We start from the raw sequence: 13,475 nt of genomic DNA on the forward strand, positions 1-13,475 counted from the left end.
GGCCATGGCTGAATCCATCACCCGTAACAACCCGCGCAACGAGCGGGATCTCGATGAGCTGCTGATCGACGCTGAAGCGGACGACGAGCAGGTGCAGCAACAGCCTGTGGTATTGCGGCGGCCCTGGCTGTTGCTGCTTGGCCTGGTGCTGGTGGCATTGAACCTGCGCCCTGCATTGTCGAGCATGGCGCCGGTGCTGGGGCAGGTTGCCGAAGGCCTGGGGCTGAGTGCTTCGCAGGCCGGGTTGCTGACCACCTTGCCGGTGCTGTGCCTAGGGCTGTTCGCCCCACTGGCGCCGGTGCTGGCGCGGCGTTTTGGCAGCGAGCGGGTGATCCTGGGCATCCTTGTCACCCTGGCGCTGGGCATCGTTGTGCGAAGCGCCTTTGGGGCTATCGGGGTCTTCCTTGGCAGCCTGATGGCGGGGGCCAGCATCGGAATTATCGGCGTGCTGTTGCCGGGTATCGTCAAGCGCGACTTCCCGCAGCACGCTGGCACACTGACCGGTGTGTACACCATGGCGTTGTGCCTGGGCGCAGCGATGGCAGCCGGTGCCACCGTACCTTTGGCCCAACATTTTGACGGCAGCTGGGCGCTGGGGCTGGGCTTCTGGGTGCTACCGGCCTTGATGGCCATGCTGGTGTGGCTGCCGCAGGCCCGCCAGGGGCATGGCCTGCACAAGGTGGCCTATCGCGTGCGTGGCCTGTGGCGTGACCCGCTGGCCTGGCAGGTGACCCTTTACATGGGCCTGCAGTCATCGCTGGCTTACATCGTGTTCGGCTGGTTGCCATCGATCCTCATCGGTCGCGGCCTGAGCCCGACCGAGGCGGGGCTGGTGTTGTCGGGGTCGGTGATCGTGCAGCTGGTCAGCTCGCTGAGTGCGCCTTGGCTGGCCACTCGCGGCAAGGACCAGCGGCTGGCGATCGTGCTGGTCATGCTGATTACCTTGGCTGGCCTGTTCGGTTGCCTCTATGCACCGGTGTCGGGGCTGTGGGGATGGGCCGTGGTGTTGGGCCTGGGGCAGGGCGGAACCTTTGCCCTGGCGCTGACCTTGATCGTGCTGCGCTCGAAAGATGCCCATGTGGCCGCGAACCTGTCGAGCATGGCCCAGGGGGTAGGTTATACCCTGGCGTCGATGGGGCCCTTCGCTGTGGGCCTGGTGCATGACCTGACAGGGGGCTGGGCGGCAGTAGGGTGGATTTTTGCTGTGCTGGGGGTAGGGGCAATCGTGTTCGGGCTGGGTGCCGGGCGGGCGTTGCATGTGCAGGTGACCAGCGAAAAAGTTTGAGACTGGCATAAGCCATCGGGGCAGATTATCGTGCTGCTTTCGACCCCAGGACGGACCTGCCCCATGAGTGACGCCAACCGCGACCTGATCACCCGCTTCTACCAGGCCTTCCAGCGCCTGGACGCCGAGGGCATGGTCGCTTGCTACAGCGACGATATCGTTTTCAGCGACCCGGTTTTCGGTACCCTGCGCGGCAAGGATGCGGGGGACATGTGGCGCATGCTCACCACCCGCGCCAAAGACTTCACCCTGGCATTCGACAGTGTGCGCGCCGACGAGCGCAGCGGCGGCGCGCACTGGGTGGCGACTTACCTGTTCAGCCAGACTGGCCGTATTGTGGTCAACGACATCCAGGCCCGCTTTGTGATCCGCGATGGGCTGATCTGCCAGCATGACGACACCTTCGACCTGTGGCGCTGGTCGCGGCAGGCGTTGGGTGTGCCGGGTATGTTGCTGGGCTGGTCGCCACTGGTGCAGAACAAAGTACGCCTGCAGGCATTCAAGGGATTGCGCGCATTCCAGCAGGCCCAAGGTGAGTGATGCCTTTGAGACGGTTGTTGGCAAACCCTGGTATGTCTACCTGGTAAGGGCTGCCAACGGCTCGCTGTACTGCGGCATCAGTGATGACCCGCAGCGCCGGTTTACCGCGCATCAGAAAGGGCAGGGCGCGCGTTACTTCAAGACCAGCCCGGCCCAGGCGCTGGTGTATGTCGAGCAATGGCCGGACAAAGGCGAAGCGTTGCGCCAGGAGCGGTTGGTGAAGCGGCTGCGCAAGTCGGCCAAGGAGGCGCTGGTGGCCTCCTTCAGCGGCCTTGGGGGTATCAGTCCTTGCGCCGCTTCAGCTGATCCACCAGGGTTGTAGGCAAGCCCTTGATGATCAAGGTCCCCGCCTCTTCGTCATACTCCACTTTGTCGCCCAGCAAGTGCGCCTCGAAGCTGATCGACAGCCCCTCGGCACGCCCGGTGAAGCGGCGGAACTGATTGAGGGTGCGCTTGTCTGCGGGGATTTCCGGCGACAGGCCGTAATCCTTGTTGCGGATATGATCGTAGAACGCCTTGGGCCGGTCCTCGTCGATCAGGCTGGACAGTTCTTCCAGCGTTACCGGTTCGCCCATTTTGGTCTGGCTAGTCGCGTATTCGACCAGGGTCTGGGTCTTTTCGCGGGCGGACTCTTCGGGCAAGTCTTCGCTCTCCACGAAGTCACTGAAGGCCCTGAGCAGGGTGCGGGTTTCGCCCGGGCCGTCGACGCCTTCCTGGCAGCCGATGAAGTCGCGGAAATAGTCCGAAACCTTTTTGCCGTTCTTGCCCTTGATGAACGAAATGTACTGCTTGGAATTCTTGTTGTTCTTCCACTCCGACAGGTTGATGCGCGCTGCCAGGTGCAACTGGCCAAGGTCAAGGTGGCGCGAAGGGGTCACATCAAGCTCGGCGTTCACCGCCACGCCTTCACTGTGGTGCAGCAGGGCAATCGCCAGGTATTCGGTCATGCCTTGCTGGTAGTGAGCAAAAAGGGTGTGGCCGCCGGTGGACAGGTTGGACTCTTCCATCAACTTTTGCAGGTGCTCCACCGCCACGCGGCTGAATGCGGTGAAGTCCTTTTCCTCGTCGAGGTACTGCTTCAGCCAGCCGCTCAGCGGATACGCCCCGGACTCACCGTGGAAGAACCCCCAGGCCTTGCCTTGCTTGGCGTTGTAACTATCGTTGAGGTCTGCCAACAGGTTTTCGATGGCGTCGGAAGCCGCCAGCTCGGCGTCGCGGGCGTGCAATACAGCAGGGCTGCCATCGGGCTTTTTGTCGATCAGGTGAACGATGCAATGACGGATTGGCATGGGATTCTCGGCGAGCTGCAAAAGGCGTCAAGTTTACCCTAGACACAAGGTGATGCAGTGGCCGTATGTTGGCAGATATGTCGGTTGTTCGTTTTTTGTTCAGTTTTGCGCGTTTTAGGCTAAAACCCCCGAAAAACCTGCATTAAATCGAAGTGCGCAGCGGATATTTATCCATTCCTGTGGTAGTTTTGCGCGGTCTTGCGCCCCTCGTGTGGCGCAGTGCTGGCAGCGTGCTGTCGTCGTGTCGAACCAAACGTCGATTTACGTATCTACATACGCGATTGGCGCGGCCCTCCACTGTAAGGGGCTGGCCCGATAACGTCGTAGTTCGCTGCATAACCATCGAATTTGATAGGGAAGGAACATCACCATGGCATTGACCAAAGACCAACTGATTGCCGACATCGCCGAATCGATCGCCGCGCCAAAAGCCACCGCTAAAAACGCTCTGGAGCAACTGGGCCAGATCGTTGCCGACCAACTGGAAAACGGCGCTGAAATCACTCTGCCAGGCATCGGCAAGCTGAAAGTCTCCGAGCGTCCTGCCCGTACCGGCCGCAACCCTTCGACTGGCGCTGCCATCGAAATCGCTGCCAAGAAAGTCGTCAAGTTCGTTCCAGCCAAAGTGCTGACCGATGCCATCAACAAGTAATTGTTGAAGCGTTGACAAAAACCGCGCCTGGCTTGCCAGGCGCGGTTTTTTCATGCCTGTGATTTACGCTGGGCGTGCCAGGCCTGGCGCGCGGCGTCGTCATGGAAGCTCCAGGCGACCATGCGGCTCTGTTTCTGCCCCTGGCCCATCTCGATGATGCGTACGGCCTTGGCACCGGCCTTTTTCAACGCAGCGTCTATCCCCGGCAGGTTGCTGACCTTGGACACCAGGCTGGTAAACCACAGCACCCGCTTGGCGTACTGCACGCTTTCGCCAACCAGTTGGGTGACAAAGCGGATTTCGCCGCCTTCGCACCACAATTCATTGTTCTGGCCCCCGAAGTTCAGCACCGGCAGCTTGCGCTTGGGGTCCTGCTTGCCGAGGTTTTTCCACTTGCGCTGGCTGCCGCGGGTGGCTTCCTCGCGCGAGGCATGGAAGGGCGGGTTGCACAGGGTCAGGTCGAAGCGGTCGTCATCCTGCAGCAGGCCGCTGAGGATATGCGCGCGGTTGGCCTGCTGGCGCAGGGTGATGGCCTTGCCCAGGCCATTGGCCTGGACGATGGCCTTGGCCGAGGCCAAGGCCATCGCGTCGATGTCCGAGCCGAGGAAGCGCCAGCGGTAGTCGCTGTAGCCCAGCAGCGGGTAGATGCAGTTGGCACCCACGCCGATATCCAGCGCACGCACCTGTGCGCCTTTGGGCACCTCACCGGCATTGTCGTCGGCCAGCAGGTCGGCGGCCGCGTGGATGTAGTCGGCGCGACCGGGAATGGGTGGGCACAGGTAATCGGCGGGGATGTCCCAGTGCTGGATGCCGTACTGGGCCTTGAGCAGGGCGCGGTTGAACACCCGCACGGCTTCGGGGTTGGCGAAGTCGATGCTGGGTTTGCCGTGGGGGTTGGTGATGGTAAAGCGCGCCAGGTCAGGGTGGGCCTTGATCAGGCTGGGGAAGTCGTAACGGCCCTGGTGGCGGTTGCGCGGGTGCAGGGTGGGTTTGTCTTGGGTCATGCTCGGGTCCGGTGCTGCATGTGCTGGCCAGGCGGCCGCTGTGCGGCCCATTCGCGGCACAAGGCCGCTCCTACAGGATAGCGGCGCCCTTGAAACCGGCGCCGTCCCTGTAGGAGCGGCCTTGTGCCGCGAACGAGGGCGAAGCCCTCGCTGGTCAGATCAGCAGTGTCAAGTTACAGCGCTGCAATCCGCGCATGCTGCTCGGTGAAGTTGGCCAGGGCCTGTTCGGACTCGGCCAGCTTGGCGCGTTCCTTCTCGATCACGGCAGGCGGAGCCTTGTCGACGAAGGCGGCGTTGGACAGCTTGCCGCCTACACGTTGCACTTCGCCTTGCAGACGCTGGATTTCCTTGTTCAGGCGCGCCAGCTCGGCATCCTTGTCGATCAGGCCGGCCATTGGCACCAGCACTTGCAGGTCACCGACCAGGGCAGTGGCCGACAGCGGCGCTTCGTCGGTATCGCCGAGGACGGTGAACGACTCGACCTTGGCCAGCTTCTTCAGCAGCGCTTCGTTTTCGTGCAGGCGGCGCTGGTCGTCGGCATTGGCGTTTTTCAGGAACAGCGGCAGCGGCTTGCCCGGGCCGATGTTCATCTCGGCGCGGATATTGCGCAGGCCGACCATCAGTTCCTTCAGCCACTCGATGTCGCCTTCGGCAGCTGCGTCGATGCGCGCTTCATTGGCCACCGGCCACGGCTGCAGCATGATGGTCTTGCCTTCGATACCGGCCAGCGGCGCGATGCGCTGCCAGATTTCTTCGGTAATGAACGGCATGAACGGGTGCGCCAGGCGCAGCGCCACTTCCAGTACGCGCACCAGGGTGCGACGGGTGCCGCGGGCGCGCTCGACCGGGGCGTTTTCGTCCCACAGTACCGGCTTGGACAGCTCCAGGTACCAGTCGCAGTACTGGTTCCAGATGAACTCGTACAGCGCCTGGCTGGCCAGGTCGAAGCGGAACTGCTCCAGCTGGCGGGTCACTTCGGCTTCGGTGCGCTGCAGCTGCGAGATGATCCAGCGGTCAGCCAACGACAGTTCGTAGGCTTCGCCGTTCTGGCCGCAGTCTTCGCCTTTGTCCAGCACGTAGCGGGCGGCGTTCCAGATCTTGTTGCAGAAGTTGCGGTAGCCTTCGACGCGGCCCATGTCGAACTTGATGTCGCGGCCAGTGGAGGCCAGCGAGCAGAAGGTGAAGCGCAGGGCGTCGGTGCCGTAGCTGGCGATACCTTCGGGGAACTCGGCCTTGGTCTGCTTGGCGATCTTCTCGGCAAGCTTGGGCTGCATCATGCCGCTGGTGCGTTTTTCCAGCAGGGCGTCGAGGGTAATGCCGTCGACGATGTCCAGCGGGTCGAGGACGTTGCCCTTGGACTTGGACATCTTCTGGCCCTGGCCGTCACGCACCAGGCCGTGCACGTACACGGTCTTGAACGGGACTTGCGGGGTGCCGTCTTCGTTCTTGATCAGGTGCATGGTCAGCATGATCATGCGCGCAACCCAGAAGAAGATGATGTCGAAGCCGGTTACCAGTACATCGGTGGAGTGGAACTTCTTGAGGAACTCGGTCTGTTCCGGCCAGCCCAGGGTGGAGAAGGTCCACAGGCCCGAGCTGAACCAGGTGTCGAGTACGTCGTCGTCCTGGCGCAGGGCCACGTCGGCGCCCAGGTTGTGCTTGGCACGCACTTCGGCTTCGTCGCGGCCAACGTAGACCTGGCCGGCCTCGTCGTACCACGCCGGGATGCGGTGGCCCCACCACAGCTGGCGGCTGATGCACCAGTCCTGGATGTCACGCATCCAGGAGAAGTACATGTTCTCGTACTGCTTGGGCACGAACTGGATACGGCCATCTTCAACGGCAGCGATGGCAGGTTCTGCCAGCGGCTTGGTGGAGACGTACCACTGGTCGGTCAGCCACGGCTCGATGACGGTGCCCGAACGGTCGCCTTTCGGCACTTTCAGGGCGTGGTCGTCGATGCTTACCAGCAGGCCCTGGGCGTCCAGGTCGGCAACGATCTGCTTGCGCGCGACGAAGCGGTCGAGGTTGGCGTACTGGGCCGGCAGGCGGGTGTCGACCTGCTCGTTGATACTGCCGTCGAGGTTGAAGGCCTGGGCGCTGGCCAGCACGAAGGCATTCTTGTCGAAGATGTTCAGCAGCGGCAGGTTGTGGCGCTTGCCGACTTCGTAGTCGTTGAAGTCGTGAGCCGGGGTGATCTTCACGCAGCCGGTACCGAACTCGGGGTCGCAGTAGTCGTCGGCGATGATCGGGATGCGGCGGCCAACCAGCGGCAGTTCGACGAACTTGCCGATCAGCGCCTGGTAGCGTTCGTCAGTCGGGTTGACCGCAACGGCCGCGTCACCCAGCAGGGTTTCCGGACGGGTGGTGGCAACGACCAGGTAGTCCAGGCCCTCGGCGGTCTTGGCGCCGTCGGCCAGCGGGTAGCGCAGGTTCCACAGGTGGCCCTTTTCGTCGTGGTTTTCCACTTCGAGGTCGGAGATGGCGGTGTGCAGCTTGGTGTCCCAGTTGACCAGGCGCTTGCCGCGGTAGATCAGGCCGTCTTCGTGCAGGCGCACGAAAGCTTCCTTGACCGCGTCGGACAGGCCGTCATCCATGGTGAAACGCTCGCGGCTCCAGTCTACCGACGAGCCCAGACGGCGGATCTGGCGGCTGATGTTACCACCGGACTGGTCCTTCCATTCCCAGACTTTTTCCAGGAACTTCTCGCGGCCCAGGTCATGCCGGTTCTGGCCCTTGGCTTCGAGCTGGCGTTCGACCAGCATCTGGGTGGCGATACCGGCGTGGTCGGTACCTGGCTGCCACAGGGTGTCGCGGCCTTGCATGCGGCGGAAACGGATCAGGGCGTCCATGATCGCGTTGTTGAACCCGTGGCCCATGTGCAGGCTGCCGGTCACGTTCGGCGGCGGGATCATGATGGTGTAGGACTCGCCTGCACCTTGTGGGGCGAAATAGTTCTCGGACTCCCAGGTGTTGTACCAGGAAGTTTCGATGGCGTGCGGCTGGTAGGTCTTATCCATGCGCGGCGGGACCCTGTGCATTTATTCGGGAAAGCCGGGAAGTATAACCAAGCTGGGGTGTTGAGGCGACAGCCGCTGGGGCTGCTTTGCAGCCCATTCGCGGCACAAGGCCGCTCCTACAGGGATCGCGGTGCCTGCAGAAGCTGCCTTGTGCTGCGAATGGGCCGCAAAGCGGCCCCGGAATATCACTCGGTACGCTTGATCAAGCGCTCGATCCGCGCATCCAGCCGGCGCTTGATCTCGTTCTCGATATGCGGGGTAAAGTCGTTGATCACGTCCTGCATGATCATCTGCGCCGCTGCGCGCAGCTCGCTTTCCAGGTGCAGCAGGGTGTCCTGCCGGCGTGTCTGCGGGTCTTCCACGGGCTCGACAGCGATTGGTTCACCATCAGGCGCAGGGTTACCGGCAGGTTCTTCCAGCAGCAACGGGATCTGCTCCACCGTCTCGGTCAGCAGCGGTGGTTGCAGGTCGGCGTCGCCAAGCAGCTGGCGGATCGACTCGAGGTCATCGAGCAGATGGGCGGAGTCGGGCAAAGAGGAGGGCTTGTCCATCGTCGTCAAAGTCGCTGTAAGCGGTGGTCTTGCAGAGCATAGCCCTGTTCACGGTAGAAACGGAATCGCTCCCGGGCTGATTGGCGGATGCCAGGCTCTTCCACCACGATTTCGGCCACCCGCACGAACTGGCCGACGAAGCCCGGCACGCCGGCCCCCAGGTTGATCAGCAGGTCGCAGTGATCGCCCGCGTTGTCAGCCAGGCCAAGGGCCACGCCGGCATCGGCATGCAGCTCGGCCAGGTCGTGGGGCACGAAGGCCTCACCCTTGAAGCGCCACAAACGCAGGTCCAGCTCGCTGCGCTGTTCTTCATCCTGGCAATGCAGATAGACCCGGTGGCCGAGGCGCCAGGCCTTTTCGCACAGTTTGCAGGCGAAATCGAGCCGCGCCGACAGCGAGTCGGTGGGCAGGATGTAAAAGTCGACTTTGCTCATGGTGGTAATCGCCGGCCGGAGGTGCGCAAGGCACCACCGGCCTCACGGCGTCAGGCGCCAGCGCGGTCCAGCAGGTACTGGGTCAGCAGGGGCACTGGGCGGCCTGTGGCGCCTTTGTCCTTGCCACCACTGATCCATGCGGTACCGGCGATGTCCATGTGCGCCCAGTTGTAGGCCTTGGCGAAGCGTGACAGGAAGCAGCCTGCGGTGATGGTGCCGGCCTTCGGCCCGCCGATGTTGCCCATGTCGGCGAACGGGCTGTCCAGCTGCTCCTGGTATTCATCGAACAGCGGCAACTGCCAGGCACGGTCGTCGGCGCGCTTGCCAGCGTCGAGCAACTGGCCCACCAGGTCGTCGTTGTTGCCCATCAGGCCGGTGGTGTGGCTGCCCAGGGCGACGATGCAGGCGCCGGTCAGGGTGGCGATGTCGATCACCGCCTGCGGCTTGAAACGCTCGGCGTAGGTCAGGGTGTCGCACAGCACCAGGCGGCCTTCGGCGTCGGTGTTGAGGATTTCGACGGTCTGGCCGCTCATGGTGGTGACGATGTCACCCGGGCGGGTGGCGCCGCCGCTTGGCATGTTCTCGGCACAGGCCAGCAGGCACACCAGGTTGACCGGCAGTTGCAGTTCGAGCACCGCACGCAGGGTGCCGAACACGCTGGCAGCACCGCACATGTCGTACTTCATTTCGTCCATGCCGGCGCCTGGCTTGAGGCTGATGCCGCCGGTATCGAAGGTGATGCCCTTGCCCACCAGCACGAACGGCTTGTCTGCCTTCTTGCCGCCCTGGTAGTTGAGCACGATCAGGCGGGGTGGCTGGTCGCTGCCCTGGCCCACGGCGTAGAACGCGCCCATGCCCAGGTCCTTGATCTTCTTCTCGTCCAGCACCTCGACCTTCAGCGCCTTGTGCGCCTTGCCCAGCTCCTTGGCCTGTTCGGCGAGGAAGCTTGGGTGGCACAGGTTAGGCGGCAGGTTGCCCAGGTCGCGGGTGAAGGCCATGCCGGTGGCAATGGCGCTGGCGTGCTTGACGGCGCGCTCGACCTCGGCCTGGCCGGCCTTGTCGGCCAGCAGGGTGACTTTTTTCAGGGCGCGTGGCTCGACCTTCTGGCTCTTGAAGCGGTCGAACACGTACTCGCCGTCGAGCAGGGTTTCGGCCAGCAGGCGGTATTTGCCGTAGTGTGCATCGCGGTTGTTGACCGCGACATCGTCCAGGGCCAGCACTGCATCGGCGCCATTCAGGCCCTTGAGCACGCCGGCCACGCTGGCGACCAGTTTGCGCCAGGCGCGGTCGCCCAGGGCTTCGTCCTTGCCGCTGCCTACCAGCAGCACGCGCTCGGCTTTCAGGCCCTGCAGGTTCTGCAGCAGCAGGGTCTGGCCTGGCTTGCCAGCCAGGTCGCCGCGCTTGAGCACAGCGCTGATGGCACCTTCGCTGGCCAGGTCGACAGCCTTGGCAACAGTGCCGAGCTTGCGGTTTTCACCTACCGGAATGACCAGGGTGGCGGTTTTTACGGATGCAGCAGCTACGCTTTTTACAACCAGTTCCATGTCAGGGTCCCCGAATGATCGATACGAATGGCGCTGTGTATTCCAGCGCTCTGGACGGGCCTGGCGGCGGAGTCGCGCGCCAGCGGAAAAGCTGCCAGTTTGAGCCTGCGGCAAGCGTGCTGACAACCCCGTTATGCGCCTTCATGCGCGGCCAAGTGACAGGCGCGGTCAATCACAGGATAATGCGCGCACTTTACATGGAGGTTCGCCTTTGGCGAACCGGCATTGGTCTTGGCTGTACTAAGTCATTGTTTGGCGCCATTGCATGGCAGTCCGCCCTGACAACCCAGGAGTGTCTGGTTTGATCGTCTTTCGTTATCTGTCCCGCGAGGTCCTGGTGACCTTGAGCGCCGTCAGCGCTGTGCTGCTGGTGATCATCATGAGCGGGCGCTTCATCAAGTATCTGGCCCAGGCGGCCCAGGGCGTGCTCGACCCGGGCGTGCTGTTCCTGATCATGGGCTTCCGGCTGCCGGGTTTCCTGCAACTGATCCTGCCTCTGGGGCTGTTCCTCGGCATTCTCCTGGCGTACGGGCGGCTGTACCTGGAAAGCGAGATGACCGTGCTGTCCGCAACCGGTATGAGCCAGCAGCGCCTGTTGGGGCTGACCATGGTACCGGCGGCGCTGGTCGCCCTGCTGGTGGCCTGGCTGAGCCTGAGCCTTGCGCCGTTGGGCGTTGCCCAGGTGCAGCAGATCATTGCCCAGCAGGACACGCTGACCGAGTTCGACACCTTGGTGCCGGGCCGCTTCCAGACCTTGCGTGACGGTTCGCGGGTGACCTACACCGAGCAGCTGTCGGACGACCGCGTCAACCTGGCCGGGGTGTTCATCTCCGAGAAGCGCTTCAACCAGGACAAGACCAAGGACCGCGCCCCATCGGTACTGGTCGCTGAAAAAGGTCACCAGGAGATCCAGGCCGACGGCAACCGCTACCTGGTGCTGGAAAACGGCTATCGCTATGACGGTAACCCGGGCCAGGCCGATTACCGCGCGATCAAGTACGACACTTATGGTGTGCTGCTGCCCAAACCGGAAGTCGCCGAGGAAGTCACCGAGCGCGAGGCCATCCCCACTTCCGAGCTGATCGGCAAGAAGGGCCTGCGAGAGCGTGCCGAGCTGCAATGGCGGCTGTCGCTGCCGATCCTGGTATTCGTCGTGACCCTGCTGGCGGTACCGCTGTCCCGGGTCAACCCCCGCCAGGGCCGCTTCCTCAAGCTGCTGCCGGCAATTCTCTTGTACATGGCCTACCTGACAATGCTGATTTCCGTACGCGGCGCCCTCGAGAAGGGCAAATTGCCGATTGGCCTGGGCATGTGGTGGGTCCACGGCCTGTTCCTGCTGATCGGCCTCGGCCTGTTGTACTGGGAACCGATGCGCCTCAAGCGCGCCGCCCGTCGTGCGGAGGTGGCCCATGGGTAAGCTGGACCGCTACATCGGCCAGAGCGTACTGCTGGCCATCCTGGCTGTGCTGGGCATCATCCTCGGCCTGGCCTCGCTGTTCGCCTTCATCGACGAGATGAGCGACCTGAGTGACACCTACACGGTGATGGAGGCTGGCAACTTCGTCATGCTCACCGCACCTCGGCGGCTGTACGACATGCTGCCGATGGCCGCCCTGATCGGCTGCCTGATCGGCCTGGGCAGCCTGGCCAGCAGCAGCGAACTGACCATCATGCGTGCGGCCGGGGTGTCCATCGGCCGCATCGTCTGGGCGGTGATGAAGCCGATGCTGGTGCTGATGCTGGTCGGCCTGCTGATTGGCGAATACGTGGCGCCGGTGACCGAGAACAAGGCCCAGGCCGACCGTTCCCTGGCCCAGGGCGGTGGTGAGGCGCAAAGCTCCAAGCGCGGCATGTGGCACCGACAGGGTGAAGAATACGTGCACATCAACGCCGTGCAGCCCAACGGCCTGTTGCTGGGTGTGACCCGTTACCGCTTCGACAGCGAGCGCAAGATCGTTACTTCGAGCTTCGCCCGCCGCGCGCAGTACCAGAGCGACCACTGGTTGCTCGCCGACGTGCGTACCACCTACTTCCGTGGCGACCACACTGAAGTCGTCAGCGCACCGCAGGAGCGCTGGGATGTCTCGCTCACGCCAGAACTGCTCAATACGGTAATCCTGGCGCCGGAGTCGCTGTCCATTACCGGGTTGTGGGATTACATCCACTACTTGTCCGACCAGGGCCTGAACAATGCCCGTTACTGGTTGGCGTTCTGGACCAAGGTGCTGCAGCCGATGGTCACCGCGGCGCTGGTGCTGATGGCGATTTCCTTCATCTTCGGCCCGCTGCGCTCGGTAACCCTCGGCCAGCGCGTGTTCACCGGTGTGCTGGTGGGTTTCGTGTTCCGCATCGCCCAGGACCTGTTGGGGCCTTCGAGCCAGGTGTTCGGCTTCCCGCCGCTGCTGGCGGTGGTGATCCCGGCGGGGATCTGCGCCTTGGCCGGTGTCTGGCTGTTGCGTCGGGCAGGATAGTGGCCTGAGTTGTACAAAAAAGCCGACCTCAGTGTCGGCTTTTTCATGGGTGTTGCCTGTTCAGGCCTCTTCGCGGGTAAACCCGCGAAGAGGCCTGAACAGGCAACACAACGCTCGGATCATTTCTTCTGCTTCGGCACCCGCACCAGCTGGCTTTCCGAATAGATGTCATGCCAGCCACGCTTTCGCTTGTCGATCAACACCCAGAAAAAACCCAGCCCCAGACACAGCCATGAGGCAATCGATACCACGAAGCGCAACAACGCCTGCCACAGGCTGATGGCAGAACCATCGGCATTCTGCACGCGCACGCCCCACACCTGCATACCCAGCGTCTGCCCGCCATGGGTCCAGAACTTGGCAAAGAAGCCGAACAAGGCGAACAGCAGTACCGTCGACAATAGCGGGTCGCCATCCAGTGCGCCGGCTTCGGTCAGCTCTCGCATGCGCGCTTCGCCGATGATCGCCATCTGGATCAGCTTGTAGGCACCGGCTGTCACGATGAGCAGCGCAGTACATAGCAGGAAGTCATAGAACATTGCGGCCAGTCGTCGGCCCAGGCCAGCAGCGGGGAAATCGCCCTGAGGGATAAGGTGGGGCTTGGGCATCGCTCGGCAACTCCAGGGGAAAAAGCTCATTCTATGGAATCGCAAGCAAAAAAAAGCCCCTGCGCGTCAACGCAGGG

The 13,475-nt window shown here is 63.0% G+C and carries 13 protein-coding genes; 6 read left to right on the forward strand and 7 right to left on the reverse strand.

The genetic code is table 11. The features are described 5' to 3' along the window. Positions 1 to 4 precede the first annotated feature (4 nt). The 3 genes from MRBLPB4O_RS04900 to MRBLPB4O_RS04910 all read left to right on the forward strand — a co-directional run bounded on the left by MRBLPB4O_RS04900 (position 5) and on the right by MRBLPB4O_RS04910 (position 2,147). The gene (locus MRBLPB4O_RS04900; protein ID WP_341797661.1) at positions 5 to 1,285 is read left to right on the forward strand and encodes a CynX/NimT family MFS transporter; all 1,281 of its coding nucleotides are present in this window, start codon (positions 5 to 7) and stop codon (positions 1,283 to 1,285) included. A gap of 63 nt (positions 1,286 to 1,348) precedes the next feature. Beyond that, on the forward strand, positions 1,349 to 1,825 hold the full coding sequence (locus tag MRBLPB4O_RS04905) for a nuclear transport factor 2 family protein (protein WP_016501316.1): 477 nt from the start codon (positions 1,349 to 1,351) through the stop codon (positions 1,823 to 1,825). Then, positions 1,818 to 2,147, forward strand: a complete 330-nt coding sequence (locus MRBLPB4O_RS04910) for a GIY-YIG nuclease family protein (protein ID WP_341797662.1) — start codon at positions 1,818 to 1,820, stop codon at positions 2,145 to 2,147. The genes MRBLPB4O_RS04905 and MRBLPB4O_RS04910 overlap by 8 nt, the downstream gene beginning before the upstream one ends. Here MRBLPB4O_RS04910 and yejK read toward each other — a convergent pair. Then, complete coding sequence (gene yejK / locus MRBLPB4O_RS04915; protein WP_016501314.1) at positions 2,107 to 3,114, reverse strand: nucleoid-associated protein YejK; 1,008 nt, start codon at positions 3,112 to 3,114, stop codon at positions 2,107 to 2,109. The two genes, MRBLPB4O_RS04910 and yejK, sit on opposite strands and share 41 nt — an antisense overlap. Before the next feature lie 370 nt (positions 3,115 to 3,484). On the opposite strand from yejK, the gene MRBLPB4O_RS04920 reads away from it, so the two are divergent. Beyond that, positions 3,485 to 3,766 (forward strand): HU family DNA-binding protein, encoded by a 282-nt coding sequence (locus MRBLPB4O_RS04920; protein WP_003255106.1) that lies wholly within the window; start codon positions 3,485 to 3,487, stop codon positions 3,764 to 3,766. A 50-nt stretch (positions 3,767 to 3,816) separates the two neighbouring features. Here MRBLPB4O_RS04920 and rlmF read toward each other — a convergent pair whose 3' ends face one another. The 5 genes from rlmF to MRBLPB4O_RS04945 form a co-directional block, all read right to left on the reverse strand. After that, entirely contained in the window at positions 3,817 to 4,770 is a 954-nt protein-coding gene (gene rlmF / locus MRBLPB4O_RS04925) for a 23S rRNA (adenine(1618)-N(6))-methyltransferase RlmF (protein WP_341797663.1), read from the reverse strand. A 173-nt stretch (positions 4,771 to 4,943) separates the two neighbouring features. Next, a complete protein-coding gene (locus MRBLPB4O_RS04930) occupies positions 4,944 to 7,790 on the reverse strand; it encodes a valine--tRNA ligase (RefSeq protein ID WP_341797664.1) in 2,847 nt (948 codons plus the stop codon). A gap of 185 nt (positions 7,791 to 7,975) precedes the next feature. Beyond that, the gene (locus MRBLPB4O_RS04935) at positions 7,976 to 8,341 is read right to left on the reverse strand and encodes a DNA polymerase III subunit chi (protein WP_341797665.1); all 366 of its coding nucleotides are present in this window, start codon (positions 8,339 to 8,341) and stop codon (positions 7,976 to 7,978) included. A gap of 5 nt (positions 8,342 to 8,346) precedes the next feature. Continuing rightward, a complete protein-coding gene (locus tag MRBLPB4O_RS04940) occupies positions 8,347 to 8,775 on the reverse strand; it encodes a DNA polymerase III subunit chi (protein WP_341797666.1) in 429 nt (142 codons plus the stop codon). 50 nt (positions 8,776 to 8,825) lie between these two features. Further along, positions 8,826 to 10,319 carry a leucyl aminopeptidase gene (locus MRBLPB4O_RS04945; protein ID WP_341797667.1) on the reverse strand — a complete coding sequence of 498 codons (1,494 nt, stop codon included), beginning with the start codon at positions 10,317 to 10,319 and terminating at the stop codon, positions 8,826 to 8,828. A gap of 301 nt (positions 10,320 to 10,620) precedes the next feature. Here MRBLPB4O_RS04945 and lptF point away from each other — a divergent pair, with 301 nt between their 5' ends. Both lptF and lptG read left to right on the forward strand, forming a co-directional pair. After that, on the forward strand, positions 10,621 to 11,736 hold the full coding sequence (gene lptF / locus MRBLPB4O_RS04950; RefSeq protein ID WP_016501308.1) for an LPS export ABC transporter permease LptF: 1,116 nt from the start codon (positions 10,621 to 10,623) through the stop codon (positions 11,734 to 11,736). Then, positions 11,729 to 12,790 (forward strand): LPS export ABC transporter permease LptG, encoded by a 1,062-nt coding sequence (lptG, locus tag MRBLPB4O_RS04955; protein ID WP_063426410.1) that lies wholly within the window; start codon positions 11,729 to 11,731, stop codon positions 12,788 to 12,790. Before lptF ends, lptG begins: the two co-directional genes overlap by 8 nt. Positions 12,791 to 12,909: 119 nt before the next feature. Here lptG and MRBLPB4O_RS04960 read toward each other — a convergent pair whose 3' ends face one another. Continuing rightward, complete coding sequence (locus tag MRBLPB4O_RS04960) at positions 12,910 to 13,398, reverse strand: RDD family protein (protein WP_016501306.1); 489 nt, start codon at positions 13,396 to 13,398, stop codon at positions 12,910 to 12,912. Between the last annotated feature and the right edge of the window lie 77 nt (positions 13,399 to 13,475).

It is taken from the genome of Pseudomonas sp. LPB4.O, assembly GCF_038383825.1.
Classification (GTDB): Bacteria; Pseudomonadota; Gammaproteobacteria; order Pseudomonadales; family Pseudomonadaceae; genus Aquipseudomonas; species Aquipseudomonas putida.

Coding starts and splice junctions, on each gene's coding strand:
- MRBLPB4O_RS04900 (WP_341797661.1), top strand. CDS start 5: ATGGCTGAATCCATCACCCGTAACAACCCGCGCAACGAGCGGGATCTC.
- MRBLPB4O_RS04905 (WP_016501316.1), top strand. CDS start 1,349: ATGAGTGACGCCAACCGCGACCTGATCACCCGCTTCTACCAGGCCTTC.
- yejK (WP_016501314.1), bottom strand. CDS start 3,114: ATGCCAATCCGTCATTGCATCGTTCACCTGATCGACAAAAAGCCCGAT.
- MRBLPB4O_RS04920 (WP_003255106.1), top strand. CDS start 3,485: ATGGCATTGACCAAAGACCAACTGATTGCCGACATCGCCGAATCGATC.
- rlmF (WP_341797663.1), bottom strand. CDS start 4,770: ATGACCCAAGACAAACCCACCCTGCACCCGCGCAACCGCCACCAGGGC.
- MRBLPB4O_RS04930 (WP_341797664.1), bottom strand. CDS start 7,790: ATGGATAAGACCTACCAGCCGCACGCCATCGAAACTTCCTGGTACAAC.
- MRBLPB4O_RS04935 (WP_341797665.1), bottom strand. CDS start 8,341: ATGGACAAGCCCTCCTCTTTGCCCGACTCCGCCCATCTGCTCGATGAC.
- MRBLPB4O_RS04940 (WP_341797666.1), bottom strand. CDS start 8,775: ATGAGCAAAGTCGACTTTTACATCCTGCCCACCGACTCGCTGTCGGCG.
- MRBLPB4O_RS04945 (WP_341797667.1), bottom strand. CDS start 10,319: ATGGAACTGGTTGTAAAAAGCGTAGCTGCTGCATCCGTAAAAACCGCC.
- lptG (WP_063426410.1), top strand. CDS start 11,729: ATGGGTAAGCTGGACCGCTACATCGGCCAGAGCGTACTGCTGGCCATC.
- MRBLPB4O_RS04960 (WP_016501306.1), bottom strand. CDS start 13,398: ATGCCCAAGCCCCACCTTATCCCTCAGGGCGATTTCCCCGCTGCTGGC.